The sequence below is a fragment of the Lysinibacillus sp. NPDC056185 genome, from assembly GCF_047737915.1.
GTDB lineage: Bacteria > Bacillota > Bacilli > Bacillales_A > Planococcaceae > Lysinibacillus.
Genome location: NZ_JBLLLQ010000014.1, coordinates 38,546 through 57,712, shown reverse-complemented (window position 1 = coordinate 57,712; position 19,167 = coordinate 38,546). Strand labels below are relative to the sequence as shown.

The following is a 19,167-nucleotide window of genomic DNA, read 5'->3' as shown; positions in this document are numbered from 1 at the left end:
ACTATATAGAGAGAGTTCAAATTGGCAACAGAGGGTGCCAATTTGAATAATATAACAGTGGTTGCAGACAGAGGGATGTAAGCCACGACGTGATGTATGTTATCAAGATGGATGACCACATCGCTACATAATAAAGTAACCTGGGAGACGCTAGGTTGCTTTTTTTTTTTTTTTGAAAATATAATACCTAGTTTTCCAATCTTTTATAGAGAATTAAAACAATTATCTATATAATAGGATAAATAAGTAATTTGTGGAGGGCTTCAGATGAACATTGACCATATCGAAGCGTTTTTATATGTAGTGCATTATAAAAGTATTCATAAGGCAGCAAATGCATTGTTTTTATCTCAACCAACTGTGACAGCACGTATTAAATCATTGGAGCGAGAGTTGAATGTGGAGTTATTTCATCGTGATGGGCGAAGTGTAATATTATCGGATAAAGGCAAGGATTTTGTACCGTTTGCGACACAGATTGTGCAAACCTTCGAACAAGGAAAGAAACAATTAGAGGAAACGAAGGAGCCTGATGAGGTGTGCATTGGTACAAATGGAGTCACAGCACAATATTTTTTAGCTTACGCATTGCCTAAATGGAAAAAGGATTTTCCTCATTTGCGCTTTCAGATTATCACAGGTTCAACAGCAGTGATTTTAGAGAAATTGCAAAGTCATCAAATCCATCTTGGTCTAGTTCAATACGTGCATATGGAAGGAATTTGCAATGAGCTATTATTAAGCAATGCTGTTAAACTTGTGATGCATCGTGAGCACCCATTTATACAACAAAATCTAATGAAAGCAAAGGATCTGGCACAGCAGAAAATGGTGTTTTTTGAATGTGGGGCTTTTGATTGGAATTATGTGCATAAAATGTTTGAGGTAGAGGGCGTATCTGCAAATATTGAAGTGCGAACGGATCATTTAGAGGTAGCGAAAGAATTTATTCGTACGAGAGAATATATGAGCTTCTTACCACATCTTTGTGTAAAAAAGGAGCTTGAAAGTGGGGAATTTGTTGAGATTGATGTGAAGCATTTACTTGATATGAATCAACACATTTTTTTAACGTATAAAAATAAAGCGACGCTGGCGCCAGCCTTTTGGAAAACATTACAAGAAACTGCTATACAATATGAAAGTATTCAAGAAAATTCGAATTGATAAAATATTTTATAAGACAGTAAATTTTTTTCTATTATGTAGCCTATTGCAAATTGTATAAATGAACTGTATTATCTTCCTCAATCCTATTTTATCTATGCGCAACCATAAATAAAATATTTTTTTAATAATAAAGCATACTTAACCACTATGTTTAGTAAAAATAAGATTTGAGGAGGAACAAATGGTGAGACAGGACAAAATTCGATTCGGGGCTATTATTCATGGTGTAGGTGGCAATATTTCAGGTTGGCGTCATCCTAAGGTGGCTAGCAATCAAAGTGTAAGTTTGCCGTTTTATATTCAGCAAGCACAAAAGGCTGAGCAGGGGAAATTTGATGTTGCTTTTATTGCAGATGGTTTATTCATCAATGAAAAATCTATTCCTCATTTTTTAAATCGTTTTGAGCCAATTACAATTCTTTCGGCGCTAGCAGTAGCAACTAAAAACATCGGGTTAGTAGGTACTGTATCAACCTCTTATAGCGAACCATTTACAGTTGCACGCCAATTTGCCTCTTTAGATCATATTAGCGGGGGCCGTGCAGGATGGAATGTCGTCACGACACCATTAGAAAGCACTGCCTTGAACTATAATAAAACAATTGAACAGCATCCTAGCCACGCAGAGCGCTATCAAATTGCTGAGGAATATTTAGAAGTGGCAAAGGGCTTGTGGGATTCATGGGAAGATGATGCTTTCATTGCCGATGTAGAAAATGATGTATTTTTCGATCCTGAAAAGCTGCACACACTAAATCATAAGGGCAATTATTTTTCAGTACAAGGTCCGCTAAATATTGCACGTTCTAAGCAGGGGCAGCCTGTTATTTTCCAAGCGGGTTCTTCAGATCCAGGTATTCGATTAGCGGCAAAGGATGCAGATGCAATTTTTACACATGGTGCATCGTTAGAAGAGTCACAGAAATTTTATAAAAGGGTGAAGACTGAGGTTGCGACATTTGGACGCAATCCAGATGAAGTTAAAATTTTCCCAGGAATCTCTCCGATTATTGGCGATACGCTCGAGGAAGCGGAAGCGAAGTATCAGGAAATCGTTGAGCTTGTTTCGATAGAGCGCGCACTTGCTTATCTAGGTCGATATTTCGATCATCATGATTTTTCACAATATGATGTAGATGCTCCGTTCCCAGAGCTTGGTGATATTGGAGCAAACAGCTTTAGAAGTACGACTGATTATATTAAAAAATATGCCAAACAAGAAGGGCTAACATTGCGACAAGTAGCGTTACGTGAGGCAACCCCAAAAACAGCATTCTTTGGTACAGCAGAGCATGTTGCTGACCTCGTGCAGGAATGGTTTGAGCAAGAGGCGGCTGATGGCTTTATTATAGGCGTTACTGTACCTGGAGCACTGGATGATTTTGTAGACAAGGTTGTGCCGATTTTACAAGCAAGAGGGTTATACCGTGAAGAATATGAGGCTGACACATTACGTGGTAACTTAGGTTTACCATTTAAAGAAAGCCGTTATGTCAAACAGTCTGTCTGAAAACCTAGTAAATGTATATGAATAAATGTATTTAAGGAGGCAATGTATGAGCTATTCATTAGGTATATTAGATCAAAGTCCTATTATTGAGGACGCAACGAATGAGAAGACCTTACAAAAAACAGTGGCTCTAGCACAAAAAGCAGAGCAATTGGGCTACTCACGTTTTTGGGTGTCAGAGCACCATAATACAGATACATTAGCGGGGTCATCTCCAGAAGTATTAGTATCTTATCTACTTGCTAAAACTAAATCTATCAATATTGGATCGGGTGGAGTGATGCTACAACATTACAGCCCTTACAAGGTAGCAGAAAATTTCCACGTTCTCGCATCGTTGGAACCAGGACGAGTTGATTTAGGCATAGGAAAAGCACCGGGCGGTTTACCTCTTTCTACGAAGGCGTTGCAATATGGCACGCTCAATCAAGGCGAAGATTTTGAGGAAAGATTAACATTTTTACAGCAATTAATTAAGCAAACAATACCAGCAGAGCACGAGTTATATGGAGTACAGGCAACGCCGATTCCAAAGATAAAGCCAGCGTTATTTTTACTTGGGGCAAGTCCACAAAGTGCCGCTCTTGCAGGCACACTAGGCATTGCGTTCGTCTTTGCGCGATTTATTAATAGTGATAATGATGTATTAGCACAAGCAGCTACAGCTTATCGCAAGCATCATCCAAACGGTCATTTTGCCGTCTCCATCGCAGCCCTTGCAGCCCCTACAAAAGAGGAGGCAAAAGAGCTTATTGGTGATCAAAAAATTACGAAGGTGCATTTAGCGAGTGGCAGAAGCCTAACATTACAATCGGTAGAGCTAGCAGAGAAATTTGGTCAGGAATCTGGAGAGTCATATGTGGTGAAGCAATATGATGCAGATATTTTATATGGGACTCCGGATGATATTAAAACGATATTAGATGACTACCATATGCGCTATCAAATTGATGAATTTATTTTGCATACGCCTGTGTTAAAGGAATTTGAACGAGAACGATCATTTGAGCTATTAAGTCCAATAAATTTAAATTTACACTTCCAGCAAAAAGAAGCGGTTAGCTAAGGAGGAAATAAACATGGCAAAAAATATAGATGTAATAGTTTGGTCAAAGCAAGGCTGTAGTTATTGTGATGAAGTGAAAACATACTTGCAACAACAAGGCATTTCTTACAAAACAGTGGATGTGACACATAATGACGCATTCCGTGACATCCTTGAAACAAAATATGGTGTCCGTTATGTTCCGGTTGTCGAAATTGGATCAAATGGCATCTTTAAAGCAGTAACAGAAATTGGACTGGAGCATTTAAAAACAGCACTTGCCGTTGATATACCGTCGCACGCATAAGAAGAGAGGGAATTTCTATGAAAAAATTATCATGTTATTTACTATTGCTGTTAGCTTTACTTTTAACAGCTTGTAGTTCTGAAAAGTCCGAAGGGGATGCTAGTGAGAATAATGCAGCACTAGGTGGAAAGGGAGTTCAAAAAATTGTTGTCGGTACCGGTACTCAATTTCCAAATATCTGCTTCATTGATGACAAGGGGAATTTAACCGGTTATGATGTGGAGCTTGTTCGCGCTATCGATGAGAAGCTACCAGAATATGAGTTTGAATTTAAAACAATGGAATTTTCAAATTTATTACTAAGTTTAGAGACAAGGAAGATTGATTTTGTTGCCCATCAAATGGAAGTCAATAGTGAACGAGAGGAGAAATTCCTCTTTAATAAGGAGCCTTATAATGTATTCCCATTAAAAGTAACAGTCAATGCAAAAAACGATTCTATTCAATCCATTGATGATTTGAAGGGGAAAAACGTTAGTGTTTCACCAACTAGTAACTCTGCTGTCTATATAGAGAAATACAGTAAGGAACACAATTTAGGCGCTAATATTATCTATTCGTCCGGCTCAGTTGATGTTCACAATCAACTTGCGACAGGGCGAATCGATGCAATCATTACAACACCGTTTGCAGTAAAGTACTATAACGAAAGCAATAAAGCACAGGAGAAGGTTGTAGGAGATGCTTTATTAAATTCAAAAGTTTACTTCTTATTAAATAAAGACGAGGTTGTCTTGCAGGAGCGACTTGATGATGCTATTCGAGAATTAAAGGCAGAAGGCGTCATTAGTAAGCTAAGTAAGAAATGGCTTGGTGACGATTATTCGGTAGACTTCTAAACGAAATAGAGAGGGAGAAGGAAGTATGGCTAATGACTTTGACTTCACACTAATTGCAAAAGTACTTCCAATATTGCTTCAGTATTTACCCGTAACACTTGAAATTTTAGTGTTCGCAATCTTTTTTGGCATGCTGCTTGGTATAGTGATTGCTATACCAAAGCTGCTACACATACCAGTTTTGAAGCAAATCATAACGATTTATATTTCGTTTATTCGAGGTACGCCGATTTTAGTGCAATTGTTTTTAGTGTTTTATGGTATACCAGCGTTATTAAAGCTTGTGCATATTGATGTAACAAGAATGGATGCTATGTATTTTGTAATTATTACTTATACGTTGAGCAATGCTGCATCGTTTGCTGAGATTTTTAGAGCGGCTATTTTAACGGTTGATCGTGGGCAAATGGAGGCAGCTTATTCAGTTGGATTAAATGGAATACAGTCCTTTCTACGTATTGTTCTCCCTCAGGCGATTCGTGTCGCCTTTCCAAATATGACAAATACGATGATTAGTTCATTAAAGGATACCTCTTTAGCATTTTCAATTGGTGTCATGGATATGGTGGGACGTGGAGAAACTCTTATCGCTTCAACGACAAGGGCGCTGGAGATTTATTTGGCGCTGTCCATCGTTTATTATGTCATTGTTATGCTGGTAGAAAAGGGTTTAAAACGCAATGAACGATATCTTAATCGATATATGCCAAAGGAAGCTACATCTAGCTAGGGGGATATGCTATGACGATAGATTTTGCTTTTATTTTTGAAGCTTTAATAGAAATTAGTAAAGTATTGCCGTTAACTTTGTTCATGGCAGTTACGCCTGTCTTATTGGGCATATTAATCGGCATAATTGTTGCTTTTGTGCGGATACAACAAACAAAAATTCTCGCACCATTGCTGAATTTTTACGTATCTTTTTTTAGAGGAACACCAATCATTATGCATATTATGCTTATTTATTTTGGAATACCAATTGTTGTTGATGTCATTGCAAAAGCTTTCAAGATAGAGTATCAATCAAGCTCTATCCCTATTTTATTTTTTGTTATTTTGGCTTTGACGCTAAGTGCAGGAGCATATGCCTCCGAAATAATTCGGTCCGGTATTTTAAGTGTACCTAAGGGACAGCTAGAGGCAGCTTATGCAGTCGGTTTAACATTTTCACAGGCGATGCGACGCTATATTTTACCGCAAGCATTTAGTAAATCCATTCCTAACTTCACAAATGTCTTTATCGGTTTCTTACATGCTACGTCACTAGCTTTTTTCCTATCCGTTAAAGAGTTAACAGGAGTTGCGAATATCGTTGCTTCTATTAATTTAAAGTTTTTGGAGGCATTTATCGCTGTCGGGCTAATTTATTGGGGTGTTTCAGCTATCGTTGAATGGCTGGCACATCGTATCGAAAAAAGAGTAACTGCCTATAGTAGGGGCGGCATTTAAATAGAGTTGTTTATATAGAAAGGGGATAGAACGATGACAGTAGCTGAAATAGTGATTGAACATTTGAAAGAGGAAGACTATGCAAGGTATTTAGAAGTCCTAGTAGAAAGTTATGCACAATATGAAAAAGAATATGAAAACCCAGAGAACTGGGCTTCTTACTTAAGCGATATTCGGGCATCTGTTGGTAATCCTAATGCAGAAACAATTTTAGTGGCAAAGCGTGGCGATGAAATTTTAGGAGGACTGCAATTATTTACAGATGCTGAAAAAGCATACGGTTTGCCAGAGCTTAACATACAGTCTACCATTGTGCGCTTGCTTGGCGTGCATCCTAAAGGAAGAGGGCTAGGTGTTGCTAAAAAATTATTGCACGAAAGCTTCGCCTTTGCACGCAATCGTCAGGATCAAGCATTATATTTGCACTCAGGTGATATTATGCAGGCTGCTATTAATCTTTACTTATCGCTAGGCTTCGTAAGAGATGAATCAAAGGAATTTTATAAAGGAGATAAGCTAGTAAAAAGCTTCCGCTATGATTTTTAAAAATGAACCCGTTGATATTGTGTATTAGTAAGTATTGTCAAATAACCATTGATATTAAAGGGAGCAAGGGGGTGTATCCTTGCTCCCTTTTTGCTCCTTAAAGGTTAGTTTTGAGGTAATATTCAAATTTTTTCGAAAATATAGAAACTACTATAATAAAAGAAACAGTAAAAATAGATGAAGGACAAATATTACAAATTATATTCTACGCATTAAGTTTACTATTTTGGTAACACCCCCTTATTTCGATATTGTGGATATATATTTGTTTATCCAGGATTAGTTCAATAAAAATACCTTTATATACAAATTTTCAAAAATACATAATAGAGTTTTATTAGATAAATTATGTTAAAACGTAGGAGTTTTAACAGAGTTTTAAGCCTCCAAAAAAACTTATGATTAAAGTGTTCCAAAAACAACACAAAGGGAGGAATTAATTATGGCAATTATCAATGGTAATACAAATTTTAATTTGAAGCTTTCACGTTCGGGTGACAAAGGTCTCACAGTAAGCTGGAGCAAATCAGGTGGTATTGGATATGGCAATCGTATTCAAATTTTTGATGGATACGGTAAATTAGCACACACCAAGGAATATGCTCAAACAGATACTAAGGGATCATTTACTTTCCAATGCAGCTATTACGGGGAATTCAAAGTATTCATACAATCGGGTACTTACATGACTGACTGGGCTTATATCCCAATTTATTTGACTACAATAAAAAAACAACCATATACGTATACAGCTGCTGATATCAAAAATATTCAAAATACTGGTAACTTTATAACTGGTATTTTAGCAACAATTGGAGTTTATTTAAAAGTCACAAGTACACTATTAACAATTGGTTTTGGCACGACTAACGTGGCCGCAGAACAAAAAGTGAAATTGCCAACGCCACGAGCAGGGGATGTATTAACAACTACGTTAACTCCAAAAACTGGTGGTGTAGAAACAGTTGTTAGTTTATTAAGTAAAGCGTATACAGACCCTTCAGGTGGGTCTCAAAGTGAATATACGACACACTTCCAGCTACTTTCGCGAAATACCTTGTATACCCACGATAACACCAAGAAGGCACTTATTTTTAAGTGCCTTTTTTAAATCTAATAAAATTGTAATAAAAATCAGCAGCAGTAAGGATAAATACAAAGAATGCGAATTTAGCAGTTAGTGAGGGTAACGGGAAAGCTACGTCTCTAATACCTACTAGCCAAAGTGCTGTAGATATAAAAACAATAGCATCCATTAACATGCATAAAGGACGTTTTTTGTCTTTATAAAAAAAATTAAACAAAATCAATCTTGCTAATACGGGTATCGTTAAAAAGAAAGAATAAAGCTGAGAGATTGGATAATCGGCCATTTCCATATAATCATCCCTTTTTGAGTATAGTATGTATTTAATTTGCCGATATGGCCATTTTTTATCGCCACAAAAGAACGTATGTTCTTTTGTGAAAGTGAAGTCACTCATTTAAAAATAAATAAATGAGTGACTTTTTTTCTATTGTTTATGATTAAAAATGAAATCGTGTAGTATAAGCATCGAAAAATACATGCACATTCTACACAATAAAATTGAACATCATCGGGTTCCCTATGTTTGAACGAAATAATAAGTTTACATGTTGAAAATTTTCCCTGGATTCATAATGTTATGTGGATCAAGCGCTGCCTTTATGCTCTTCATCACTAATAGAGATGTACCGTGCTCTGTAGATTGATATTTCATTTTTCCAATACCAACACCATGTTCACCGGTACAAGTGCCACCACGCAGTAAAGCAAAGTGCACAATATGTTCATTGAAGCGGTCTGCTTTTGCCTGCTCCTCAGCATCGTTTGGATCTAACATTAACAAGGCATGGAAGTTACCGTCTCCAACATGACCTACAATTCCGCCTGCAAGACCAACATCCTCAAGCTGTTCACGAGCATATAAAACGGATTCAGCAAGCATAGATATCGGTACACAAACATCAGTCGACATAAGCTTTTTCCCTGGATAGGCATGGATATATGCATAGGCCAATGAATGGCGCGCCTCCCAGAGCTTATTACGTGCCGCATTGTCTTGTTCAAATTCAACAGAAAGACAGCCGAAGTCCTCGAAAATTTCTTTAGCAAATTCTATATCGGCATGCATACCTGCTTCATTTCCGTGAAATTCTAAAAACAGTGTTGGTTTTTCATCATAGGATGTTTCATTATAAATATTTGCTTGTTTGATAGAGGCTTCATCGACCAGTTCAACACGGCCAATTGAAATACCCGCTTGCAACAATGCGGTTACTGCACTGACAGCATCGCCAACTGTCGTAAAAACTGCACGTCCCGCCGTTACAAATTCGGGTATACCATAGACTTGTAAAGTTAATTCTGTAAAGCAACCTAGCGTACCTTCAGAGCCAATGAAAAGGCCATTCAAGTGATACCCAGAAGAGGATTTTGCTGCTAAGCTCCCGGTATGAATGACTGAACCGTCTGCGAGTACAACCTCTAAATTTCGTACTTGATCGCGCATAACACCATACCGCACTGCTGTTGTCCCGCTGGCATTAGTTGCTGCCATTCCACCAAGTGTAGCATCAGCACCAGGGTCAACTGTGAATTGAAGTCCATGTTTTTTTAATTCTTTATTCAATTGAGCACGTGTTACACCCGGTTGTACTTTCACAAGCAGGTCATCTGGTCGAATTTCTAAAATAGCATTCATTTCAGAGAAATCGATAGAAATGCCATTTGCAATGGGAATTGCATTTCCTTCCAAGCTTGAGCCAACACCAAAAGGTACGACTGGTACACGTTCCGCATGCGCAATTTTTAAGATGGCACTGACATCGGCCGTGGAACGAGGAAAGACAACGATATCTGGTAAGCTCATTGTATGATGAGATTCGTCCCTTCCATGTAGCTGTCGCACCGTTTCGTTTGTTGACACCTGTTCTTCAGATAAAACTTTTTTTAGTTGATTTACTATTAATTCTACAGCAACAGTCATTCCAATCCCTCCTAATTTTCTGATAAGTTAAACTTTATCATGCATTTATTGGAAATGGAATGAACTGTCTATAAAAAATTAGTGAGCAAAGGCTTTTTCAAGTTTTTGAACAAATGCATCCTGCTCAGTAGGACTAGATTGCTGCCACCATTTTTCAAAAAACACACCAAGCCCTGGAAGTAAATGCTCTTCACCACGGTTAATTGCATCTTCGACAATATCCTTAAATTCAGCCGCTGATTGACCATGTACGTTTGTCGTAATCGCATCTCTTATTTGAAAATTCATCTATTTCGCCTCCTTAGTAGTAATTTTGTCCAACCTTTTAAGAAATATGTATAGTATGACAGTTAAAAGATATGATTTTTTAAAAATCATACTGTTTTTATGTATAAATATTAAAAAGGACTTATAAAAACTTTCTGATCATATTGACAAAAGAGCGGTTCGACACCTCCTTGTATAGTAATTAAGATGAAGGCACCTAGGAATAATGGACTGTGCACAGTCGACAGGACAATAGGATGACAACACAGCATAATAAACAGTTATCGCCTGAGCAACCGTTTGAGGAAGTATTAGAATTAGTCCAACCGATGATAACGTCGATTTTGTTAAGGTGCCGCATTTATAAAGATTTTGAGTATTATCGTCATATAGCATCCATAGCCGTGTGGGAGGCTTGGCGTAAAGCGGATCAATCAAAAGGGTTGTTTTCTGCTTATATTTATACAACCGTTAAAGGAGAAATTTTAAAAGAGCTTTCAAAGGAAAAGAGTTTTGGAAATATTCATACACCTATGGATAATGACACGATAAATTATATTCGAGATCATGAAATGAGTGAAAGCAGTCCAGTTCTTATAGAATGCATTGTGTCTCATTTAAAATTTGAAGAAAGAAAAATACTACTACTTTTTTATGTAGAAGGTTTTAGTTACTTGGAAATAGCTAAAGAACTAGGTTTATCTGTGGACGCAGTAAAAAAAAGACGCACAAGAATAATGATTAAGCTTCGCGAGTTATTATATTCAAAAGACGAATAGTGCGATAAGCATCAAAGGTATGCTAATATCAAAACTGAATATTGGCATACTTTTAGTTGCATACAAATTCCAATAAAAATGCTATGATTTGTAAGAAGTCAAAGAAAAATACAATTTTTAATTTTATATTTCCTTTGGGTAGATCATATTACCTATCTAATTTTATATATATTGGTATGGAGGGTTTCTGTTGGAGAATTGGTTGAAACAATTAGAGATAGAAAAGAAAGAGATTTGGTATGTAGTATTGCCACTATTGCTAGTGTTGCCACTATTAGGTTTAAGTAATCAGGTATTTGGTTCTTTTAAGGAAGAAAGTTACATTTGTTTGAATTTGATTATACAAATACTAATTATTGTTTTTACAATGGCAATCGCTATTCAATCTTGGCTCGTTTTTTCACACTTATTATCGAGCCAAACATTATACATAGGTAATTTATTTTTTATCATCGCCTTGTTTGAATTAGTGAGCTTGGTTATCGCTCAATATCCAATGGCTGATACACTATATTTGGAAATATGGTTGGATTTAATAATGCGTTTATGCTTATCAATCGGTTTTCTTTTTATTATTTTAAAGCCAAAAAAACGCTTAACGATGAATGATCGTAATTATACATATAGCAGTTCCTTATTATTTGTACTACTGAGCCTTTTTCTAGTGTATCTCTCTTCAAAATATTTTTTACTTGAAGAACAATTGTTACTGAAAGCAAACGCTATTGTTCATTTATTGTCAGCTGTCTTACAAGGTGTAACGATAGTGATTTTAAGTAAGTATAAAAAAAAGTTACCTAAACGAGTTATGTGGCTTATTACCGCAGCAATTTATTTGATTATTAGTGATATTTTCTTTGCGTTCATCAAAGATTTGAAATCAATTTGGGGTTTTTCAGCATTAATTTATCAATTTTTTGCATTCTACTTTTTCCTAAAAGCCATTTATTATACAACTGTTGAAAAACCATATACGCAACTTTTAAAAATAAAGCGAGATCTTGAGCATTCGCAACAGGAGCTTCATTTTCAAGCTTATCATGATGATATTACTAAGCTTCCAAATGAACATTTATTATTGAAAACATTAAAAGAGGATTTACACGATAATAGTCATCAAAAAGCAATCATTGCTATTGAGATTGACCGCCTTGCTGCTATTCGCTCATCTATAGGTATAAGCTATTCTAATACAATGATGAAGCTCGTAGGTGAGAGAATTCAAGCTATATTACCCCCTCATTATTTTGCTACAAAGCTTCGTGAGGGACAGTTTATTATTTATATTAATCAGGTGAAGACAAGAGAAGAGTTGCTACAATTTTGCTTGAACTTGAAGAGTGCTATGAAAAAACCATTACAAGTACAACTATTTCCGCTCAACGGAAATCTTAATATTGGCATTGCCTTGCATGAAGAAGATTGCTCAGGGGAAGAGCTTTTAATGCACGCCCAGTTAGCGATGAGGGAAGCTGGTCAAATACCTCAAAGAGTTCTTTTTTATAAGCCATATATGTCAAATGGCATTGCTGATCGTATATTGATTGAGCAAGAGCTCCATAAAGCATTAGCTAATGAAGAATTCTACTTGGATTTTCAGCCTCAAGTAAATTTAAAAACGGGTAAAATTGAATCGGTAGAAGCGCTAGTACGTTGGCGTCATCCAACCCGTGGATTTGTTTCACCTGAGTTGTTTATCCCAATTGCAGAAGAATCTGGTCTAATTATTCCTTTAGGAAAATGGATTTTAGAAATGGCGTGCAGTCAAGCGAAGACATGGAAGGAGCAAGGTTTGCCTCCGATGAAGGTTGCTGTGAATTTATCCATTGGACAGTTATTCCAGCAAGATTTAGTGCAAATGGTACAAGAAATCTTACAACGTACAAATTTAGAACCGAAATATTTACAATTAGAAATTACAGAAAGTATGACGATGAACATTGATCAAATAACTCAGCTACTTCATGAGTTAAAGGCAATTGGTATCCAAATTGCTGTTGATGACTTTGGGACAGGGTATTCGTCACTTTCATATTTAAAAGATTTTCCAATCGATTGTTTAAAAATTGATCGGGCGTTCGTTCGAAATATTCAGCATAACCCAAATGATGAGGCGCTCGTTTCCATGATTTTATCAATGGCGAAGCATTTGAGATTAAAGGTTGTTGCTGAAGGAATTGAAGAAGTGGAGCAGCTTGCTTTCCTTATTAACGGTGGTTGTGATTATATTCAGGGCTATTTATTTAGTAAACCGATTTCTGCTGAACAGATTTCCAACACCTTCACAGAGTTAAACAATCGAGCAAGGGATATTTTAACAGAGTTTAAATATGAAGAGGATTACGTCATTTAAATATCAGAGGTGAAAAAAATTGAAAAAAATAATAATGGTAGTAGGGTATAGTATATTTTTAACAACCTTTTTATTTTTATCATTAAAAACATTGATTTTTTCTACGATGAGTGAGTCTTTTCCGAATGCTCCATTTTTTCTAAGTTTACTGTTAATAATAGCCATTTCAGTGATGTTAGGTTTATTATTAAGAAAATTTGCTAGTGATTCTAAACAATTGTTTTTATGGTCTACTGTTATTTCATGGATCTTCGCATTAGCAATATTCTGGGGTTATTAAAGTACTTTTCACTTTTGGGATGCATTAATTTTATAAAAGTTCTATGTTGTTGTTGATTGGAGTGGGAGGCTACTCGACTCCCATGGGAAAGCGAAGCGACAGCAACGTAAGCGGAGGAAGCGGCTCGGCGCTCGCCCACAGGAAGCTCTGCTCTGCGCGAAAGCGAAGCGACAGCGACAAAGCGAGTAGCCTAGAACGGAAACCACCCCCTCGATTTGCCGAGAGCTAAACTTTATTTAATATGACCCCATTAATGTCATTGCCGTAATAGTTTTCAACAACATGAAAACTGCCTACTTCACCACAGGAAGTAAGCAGTTTTTTATTTGATGATAAAATTTAATGTACGAGGTACTCTTCTTTTAATTCTCCTATGTCCACTTCAGATCGTTCCTCTAAAGAACGACGTAAATGGACAGTTGCAGTTTTACCATCATCATGAAGTTTGTCAATCCAAATAGATACACCATTATAGCTTACTTCATATTCTTTTGGTGAGGCGACAATTTCTTGTGCACGTGTATAATCCACTTGAAGGCCCCCTTATTTTTTTGTTTTGCCTTCTTTAGTGACTGAATTAATCATGTTCATAAACTCTTGAGAAAACTCTTCACTAGCTTTTTCACTCACTTTGTCTGGCGCTATTTTTTGGTTTTTTGGCGTTTGAGGCAATGACCCTTTGTTGGCGCTTTTACCTTGCTTATTGTCTCTTCCCATGTTCAGTTTCTCCTTTCGATTTGATATTTCTTAATATGGCTTTGAATTGATTATTTTATCATGGGAAAAACTAGGGAAAGGTAAGAATTTATTGTAGTACTTTTTGTGTTAATAGATCAGCCTTAAATGAGCATAATAAGCTTAAAAAGGCCTGAATTCCAAGGTTTTTTAACGCCCTCATGATCAACATCCTTTTGGCCAAAGTGGCTCATTGGACATCCTTTGAAACCGAAATCACCCTCACGATGAGTCTTAATTTATAAGGAAACCTTTTTGATAGAAAAATCATTATTTAATAACGCCCAGTTTTGTGGGAAAGGGAAACCTAATGCCCAATAGCTAATACCTCGAAGATTATATTCCTTCGTCATGTCAAACTTAGCTTGTGCACTTCTAGCATCTTCAAACCATACCTCATGATTTTTACCTTGTTCATCAACATAACGGAAAAACGGCGACTGTGCGGTCCTATCGTATTGAATGGTTGCGCCATGTTTTATTGCTCTGTTAAGGGCTTCTTGAGAGCTGAATGTTTCTGCCTCCTGACCTTTAACATGAGGTAGAAGCCAATCGCGAGCATAAATTTCAAAGCCTAAAAATATTTTGTTAGCAGGCATAACTGATAAAGCATATTCCACAACTTTTCTCATTTCGTTAATGGGTGAAATGGCTTGTGGTGGACCAAGTCGGTATCCCCACTCATATGTCATCAAAATGACAAAGTCTGCAATTCTTCCGTGTGCTTCATAATCATGTGCTTCATATAATGTTCCTGCCTGCGTTGCGCTCGTTTTTGGCGCAAGTGCCGTTGATACTAGGAATCCTTTTGGGTGAAGACGATCAACAGCTAATTGAAGGAAAGTGTTGTAATTCTCTCGATCTGCTGGAAGAACGTTTTCAAAATCAACGTTTAGAACTTTATAGCCCTTTTCCTGCATCACTTGCAAAGTATTGTTAATAACCTTTTCCCGTAAATCTGCATTAGATAAAATAACATGTGATAAGTTGGAACCGGCCTCTGTGGAAGAGAAATTCGTAAGGGTCAACATAGGTGTAATGTTTTTGGCAATAGCTGCATCGATCATTTCTGTATCCTTTATAGGCTGTAATGTTCCATCCTCCTTCACCATATAAGCAAAGGGACTAAAATAAGTTAGTAAATGACCGATTGCGTTAATCGACTGTACGGCTTCTTTAGGCTCTTCATACGTATAAGCATTTACTTCAATGGAAGGCTTTGCTCTCGGAATAATCAAATGCGCACCAGCATAAATCATGTTTGGATCTGAAATTCCATTTTCTAAAACAATTGCTTGAACAGTCGTTCCGTATTGTGTAGCAATTTGCGATAGAGTTTCCCCTGGCAGCACAATATGTGTAGTGGGTGGAATAATTAGTCTAGTTCCAGGTGTTAAAACATCTGGATTTGTTAAATGATTTTCTGTGATAATCGATTGCATAGCAACCCCATAATGTTGGGAAATCGACCATAAGGTGTCACCCCTTTTTACTATATGAGTTGTGTAGGGAGAAGGGATAACAAGTGCTTGCCCGATTACTAATTGATCTGGATTAGATAAAGCGTTTAATTGGATAATGGAATTTATAGGTACAGAATAGCTGTTTGCAATTTGCCAAAGTGTTTCACCAGCGCTCACAACATGAATAATCATTAGGCCACCTCCTTAGTGGTTTCAATATAGCATCATATGTATGAATAAAGAGAATGAGCATTTATCTTTCATTTTTAAGCGATAAAAATTCCGATTTTCATATTCTTTCCAAGTGATAAGCATAGGATAAAACATATGTATTGCATCATTTGAGAGAGGAGCTGTATTTTGAAGAAAGTAAAGCTCACAGGAAGAATTGTTACCCCTAAAGATCCGGACTATGAGCAAGCAAGAACAAATAATAACTTAAATGATCCCAAATTTCCCGGTATCATTGTATTTTGTCGACGTACGAAAGATGTTATCAACGCATTAAGATGGGCGAGAGAAAATAATGAATCGTTTCGAATCAGAAGTGGAAGACATAACTATGAAAATTATTCATTATTAAATGAAGGTCTTGTTATAGATGTTAGTGATATGAATGACATAACAATTAATCGGCAAGATATGACAGCGACAATTGAAGCGGGCGCTAATATAGGAAAAGTGTATCGGGTATTATGGGAAAATGGTTTTACAATCCCGGCAGGAACTGAAGGTAGTGTAGGGGTTGTTGGTTTAACACTTGGTGGCGGAATTGGCATGCTATCGCGTCCATTTGGGCTAACATGTGACAATCTACTAGAACTGGAAATAGTTGTTGCAGTTGGTCATGAAGGGGCTGAAGTAATCCAAGCTGATAAGCAGAGAAATAGTGATTTATTTTGGGCAAGTTGTGGCGGGGGCGGTGGGAATTTTGGCATCGTTACAGCTCTTACATTTAAACTGCATCCTATTTCTAACGTATCGATTTTCTCCATTACATGGGAATGGGAAGATTTTGAACGAGCCTTTGACGCATGGCAAAAATGGGCACCGTATACAGATGAACGCTTGACCTCACAGATTGAGCTGAAATCTAAGGAAGTGGGCGAAATTGTTGCTCAAGGTGAGTTTATAGGTACGGCATCTGAGTTAAAGAAACTACTCCGTCCTTTAAGGAAAACAGGTTCACCAACGAATATATGGATAAAGGAAGTACCGTATATTAAAGCTGTAGAATTTTTCGACTTACCGAGCGGCAACAAACCAGCCCTTCGTAAAAGGTCAGGATCCTTTATTGAAAGGCCATTCCCTCATGCTGCCATTGTACAAATGAAAGAATTTTTATCGAACGCTCCAAATAGAGATACGACCATTTGGCAGCAATCTCTTAGAGGTGCGGTAAGCCAAATTGCGTCAAACCGAACAGCTTATTATTATAGGAATGCTTTGCTTGCTCAGGAGTATAATACTTCATGGAAAAAAGCTAAAGAAGAAGAAAAAAATATTCAGTGGGTGGAGAATTTAAGAAGAACTTTGTCACCTTACACTGCTGGTGATTATGTGAATTTCCCAGATCGTTTTATAAAAGATTGGCCAACTGCCTATTATGGTCGTAACCTTAGAATGCTTAGAGAGGTAAAGGGAAAATACGATCCGTTTAATGTATTTCATTTTCCTCAAAGTATTCCGCCAAATAGAAAATGGCTTTAAGTGAGAGTCAATGAAAAAAGAAAGAGCAGACTGAAGATGGGAATCTGCTCTTTTTTTCTACATTAACTGCCCATAGACTATTTTTCTGCAAGTATTTTATTGATCGCTGGAATATCAGCAGGAGCAAAATTAAGATTGAGAAGTTCGTTTCGAGGGACCCATCTAATTTCAGTATGTTCTAGCAGGACCGGCTCTCCCTTTGTAATCGACGCTTTAAATGTTTCTAAGCGTACGATAAATTTTTCATATTCATAAATGGTATCCTCAACCTTTTCCTCAACTTGTATAGAGCAATTAAACTCCTCTAATATTTCACGAGTTAAAGCTTGTTCCGGCGATTCGCCCTCTTCGATTTTACCACCAGGGAATTCCCAATAATTTGCTAGTACCATATTAGGATTTCTTAACGCACAAAAAATTTCGTGCTTATCATTTTCGATAATTGCACCTACTACATGTACATTTTTTTTCATTTATTTCACCCTCAAATTTATTTCTCTATTAGCTAGCCATCACCCAAAATAGGAATTGTTTTGTATTTCTAAAATATTGAAAATTATAACATGTATTTCTATGATTTTGTAATTATCGGAGGGTGATAAGTACATTTCGTTCCTTAAAAGAACGTTGATTTTAAAAAAATGAGCTTTAACAATTAAACTGTTTTTTGCATGACTATGTAATTTATCGTTTTCTACTGTATAATAATGAACAATATATAGGAAAAAGGCGGTACGAGGTACGATGAAAAGAATTGAATCTACGCAAAATGCGTTAGTGAAATATTGGAAGAAGCTTGCGACAACACGTAAAGAGCGTGAAAGATCTGGAGAATTCCTAGTAGAGGGATTCCACTTGGTAGAGGAAGCATTAAAAAATAACGAGCAGGTGCTACAGCTAATTGTACGTGAAGGTGTAGATTTACCAATGCTTTGGCCGATTGATAATGTAGCCGTAGTTGAAGTAACAGCAGCTGTTGCCAAAGAGTTTGCTGAAACGGAAACATCTCAAGGTGTATTTGCAGTTTGTAAGCAACCTTTGTTAGAAGAAGATGGAATGGCTTCATGGCGCAAGGTGCTACTAATTGATGCTGTGCAAGATCCAGGAAATATTGGAACGATGATTCGTACTGCGGATGCAGCTGGTTTGGATGCAGTCATACTCGGTAAGGGCTGTGCGGATTTATATAATCCTAAAACGCTTCGCTCTGCACAAGGCTCTCATTTCCATATTCCCGTCCTGCGTGGCGATTTAGAGGAATGGATTGAGCAGCTACAGGATAATGATGTACCAGTATTTGGAACAGCTTTAGATGAGGATGCAGTTGTCTATAGTGATATTGAGCATACTGGTGCATTCGCGATAATGATGGGGAATGAAGGTAGTGGTATTCATCCACAATTACTTTCGATGACAGATCAAAATATTATTATTCCAATTTTGGGACAAGCGGAATCTTTAAACGTAGCAGTAGCAACAGGAATCGTTTTATATGGATTTGTTAAGTAGGTAATAAAAGCAATCAAATATGGAATAATAAGGATATATTAAAATTGAGCTCATCACTAAAAAGTTATAGATAATATATTTAAATATTTGCACTGTATATTAGTTGATTGGAGTGGAGGCTGGGCGACTCCTTGGGGATCAGCGATAGAGGAACAAAGGCTAAAACCATCACATCCTGTGATAACGCCTTCCTG

At 36.9% G+C, this 19,167-nt stretch carries 21 protein-coding genes; 14 read left to right on the top strand and 7 right to left on the bottom strand.

The genetic code is table 11. The features are described 5' to 3' along the window. Positions 1 to 267 precede the first annotated feature (267 nt). From ACMZ42_RS14675 to ACMZ42_RS14635, 9 genes are all read left to right on the top strand, one after another. Positions 268 to 1,167 (top strand): LysR family transcriptional regulator, encoded by a 900-nt coding sequence (locus tag ACMZ42_RS14675; protein WP_415731901.1) that lies wholly within the window; start codon positions 268 to 270, stop codon positions 1,165 to 1,167. 184 nt (positions 1,168 to 1,351) lie between these two features. Further along, positions 1,352 to 2,680: an LLM class flavin-dependent oxidoreductase gene (locus tag ACMZ42_RS14670; RefSeq protein WP_415731900.1), complete on the top strand. Its 1,329-nt coding sequence runs from the start codon at positions 1,352 to 1,354 to the stop codon at positions 2,678 to 2,680. 46 nt (positions 2,681 to 2,726) lie between these two features. Beyond that, on the top strand, positions 2,727 to 3,746 hold the full coding sequence (locus tag ACMZ42_RS14665) for an LLM class flavin-dependent oxidoreductase (protein WP_370075626.1): 1,020 nt from the start codon (positions 2,727 to 2,729) through the stop codon (positions 3,744 to 3,746). A gap of 13 nt (positions 3,747 to 3,759) precedes the next feature. Next, positions 3,760 to 4,032, top strand: coding sequence for a glutaredoxin family protein (locus ACMZ42_RS14660; RefSeq protein WP_370075625.1), 273 nt, complete (start codon positions 3,760 to 3,762; stop codon positions 4,030 to 4,032). A 17-nt stretch (positions 4,033 to 4,049) separates the two neighbouring features. Then, a complete protein-coding gene (locus tag ACMZ42_RS14655; protein WP_415731899.1) occupies positions 4,050 to 4,871 on the top strand; it encodes a transporter substrate-binding domain-containing protein in 822 nt (273 codons plus the stop codon). A gap of 25 nt (positions 4,872 to 4,896) precedes the next feature. Next, positions 4,897 to 5,601 (top strand): amino acid ABC transporter permease, encoded by a 705-nt coding sequence (locus ACMZ42_RS14650; protein WP_370075623.1) that lies wholly within the window; start codon positions 4,897 to 4,899, stop codon positions 5,599 to 5,601. Between the two features lie 11 nt (positions 5,602 to 5,612). Continuing rightward, a complete protein-coding gene (locus ACMZ42_RS14645) occupies positions 5,613 to 6,320 on the top strand; it encodes an amino acid ABC transporter permease (protein WP_370075622.1) in 708 nt (235 codons plus the stop codon). Positions 6,321 to 6,353: 33 nt separating this feature from the next. Next, on the top strand, positions 6,354 to 6,866 hold the full coding sequence (locus tag ACMZ42_RS14640) for a GNAT family N-acetyltransferase (RefSeq protein ID WP_370075621.1): 513 nt from the start codon (positions 6,354 to 6,356) through the stop codon (positions 6,864 to 6,866). A 442-nt stretch (positions 6,867 to 7,308) separates the two neighbouring features. After that, positions 7,309 to 7,977: a hypothetical protein gene (locus ACMZ42_RS14635; RefSeq protein WP_415731898.1), complete on the top strand. Its 669-nt coding sequence runs from the start codon at positions 7,309 to 7,311 to the stop codon at positions 7,975 to 7,977. On the opposite strand, the gene ACMZ42_RS14630 is transcribed toward ACMZ42_RS14635, so the two are convergent. The 3 genes from ACMZ42_RS14630 to sspI form a co-directional block, all read right to left on the bottom strand. After that, on the bottom strand, positions 7,961 to 8,245 hold the full coding sequence (locus ACMZ42_RS14630) for a hypothetical protein (protein ID WP_415731896.1): 285 nt from the start codon (positions 8,243 to 8,245) through the stop codon (positions 7,961 to 7,963). The two genes, ACMZ42_RS14635 and ACMZ42_RS14630, sit on opposite strands and share 17 nt — an antisense overlap. A gap of 252 nt (positions 8,246 to 8,497) precedes the next feature. Continuing rightward, on the bottom strand, positions 8,498 to 9,877 hold the full coding sequence (locus ACMZ42_RS14625; RefSeq protein WP_415731895.1) for an FAD-binding oxidoreductase: 1,380 nt from the start codon (positions 9,875 to 9,877) through the stop codon (positions 8,498 to 8,500). A gap of 78 nt (positions 9,878 to 9,955) precedes the next feature. Continuing rightward, the gene (gene sspI / locus ACMZ42_RS14620) at positions 9,956 to 10,165 is read right to left on the bottom strand and encodes a small acid-soluble spore protein SspI (RefSeq protein ID WP_370075607.1); all 210 of its coding nucleotides are present in this window, start codon (positions 10,163 to 10,165) and stop codon (positions 9,956 to 9,958) included. A 236-nt stretch (positions 10,166 to 10,401) separates the two neighbouring features. Between sspI and ACMZ42_RS14615 the strand changes: the two genes are divergently transcribed. The 3 genes from ACMZ42_RS14615 (at position 10,402) to ACMZ42_RS14605 (ending at position 13,556) form a co-directional block, all read left to right on the top strand. After that, positions 10,402 to 10,923: a sigma-70 family RNA polymerase sigma factor gene (locus tag ACMZ42_RS14615; RefSeq protein WP_415731894.1), complete on the top strand. Its 522-nt coding sequence runs from the start codon at positions 10,402 to 10,404 to the stop codon at positions 10,921 to 10,923. A gap of 190 nt (positions 10,924 to 11,113) precedes the next feature. Further along, positions 11,114 to 13,276 carry an EAL domain-containing protein gene (locus ACMZ42_RS14610; RefSeq protein WP_415731893.1) on the top strand — a complete coding sequence of 721 codons (2,163 nt, stop codon included), beginning with the start codon at positions 11,114 to 11,116 and terminating at the stop codon, positions 13,274 to 13,276. 19 nt (positions 13,277 to 13,295) lie between these two features. Next, positions 13,296 to 13,556: a hypothetical protein gene (locus tag ACMZ42_RS14605; protein ID WP_402868434.1), complete on the top strand. Its 261-nt coding sequence runs from the start codon at positions 13,296 to 13,298 to the stop codon at positions 13,554 to 13,556. A 339-nt stretch (positions 13,557 to 13,895) separates the two neighbouring features. On the opposite strand, the gene ACMZ42_RS14600 is transcribed toward ACMZ42_RS14605, so the two are convergent. From ACMZ42_RS14600 to ACMZ42_RS14590, 3 genes are all read right to left on the bottom strand, one after another. Beyond that, positions 13,896 to 14,087, bottom strand: coding sequence for an H-type small acid-soluble spore protein (locus ACMZ42_RS14600; protein ID WP_100544861.1), 192 nt, complete (start codon positions 14,085 to 14,087; stop codon positions 13,896 to 13,898). A 12-nt stretch (positions 14,088 to 14,099) separates the two neighbouring features. Next, positions 14,100 to 14,273, bottom strand: coding sequence for a hypothetical protein (locus ACMZ42_RS14595; protein ID WP_370075599.1), 174 nt, complete (start codon positions 14,271 to 14,273; stop codon positions 14,100 to 14,102). A gap of 257 nt (positions 14,274 to 14,530) precedes the next feature. Further along, positions 14,531 to 15,946: a LysM peptidoglycan-binding domain-containing protein gene (locus ACMZ42_RS14590; protein WP_415731891.1), complete on the bottom strand. Its 1,416-nt coding sequence runs from the start codon at positions 15,944 to 15,946 to the stop codon at positions 14,531 to 14,533. A gap of 168 nt (positions 15,947 to 16,114) precedes the next feature. Here ACMZ42_RS14590 and ACMZ42_RS14585 point away from each other — a divergent pair, with 168 nt between their 5' ends. Next, positions 16,115 to 17,464 (top strand): FAD-binding oxidoreductase, encoded by a 1,350-nt coding sequence (locus ACMZ42_RS14585; RefSeq protein ID WP_415731890.1) that lies wholly within the window; start codon positions 16,115 to 16,117, stop codon positions 17,462 to 17,464. Positions 17,465 to 17,541: 77 nt separating this feature from the next. Here the strand turns inward: ACMZ42_RS14585 and ACMZ42_RS14580 are convergent, their stop codons facing one another. Then, positions 17,542 to 17,937, bottom strand: a complete 396-nt coding sequence (locus ACMZ42_RS14580) for a (deoxy)nucleoside triphosphate pyrophosphohydrolase (protein ID WP_415731889.1) — start codon at positions 17,935 to 17,937, stop codon at positions 17,542 to 17,544. Positions 17,938 to 18,208: 271 nt separating this feature from the next. On the opposite strand from ACMZ42_RS14580, the gene ACMZ42_RS14575 reads away from it, so the two are divergent. Further along, positions 18,209 to 18,973 (top strand): TrmH family RNA methyltransferase, encoded by a 765-nt coding sequence (locus tag ACMZ42_RS14575; protein WP_415731888.1) that lies wholly within the window; start codon positions 18,209 to 18,211, stop codon positions 18,971 to 18,973. Positions 18,974 to 19,167: the final 194 nt, after the last annotated feature.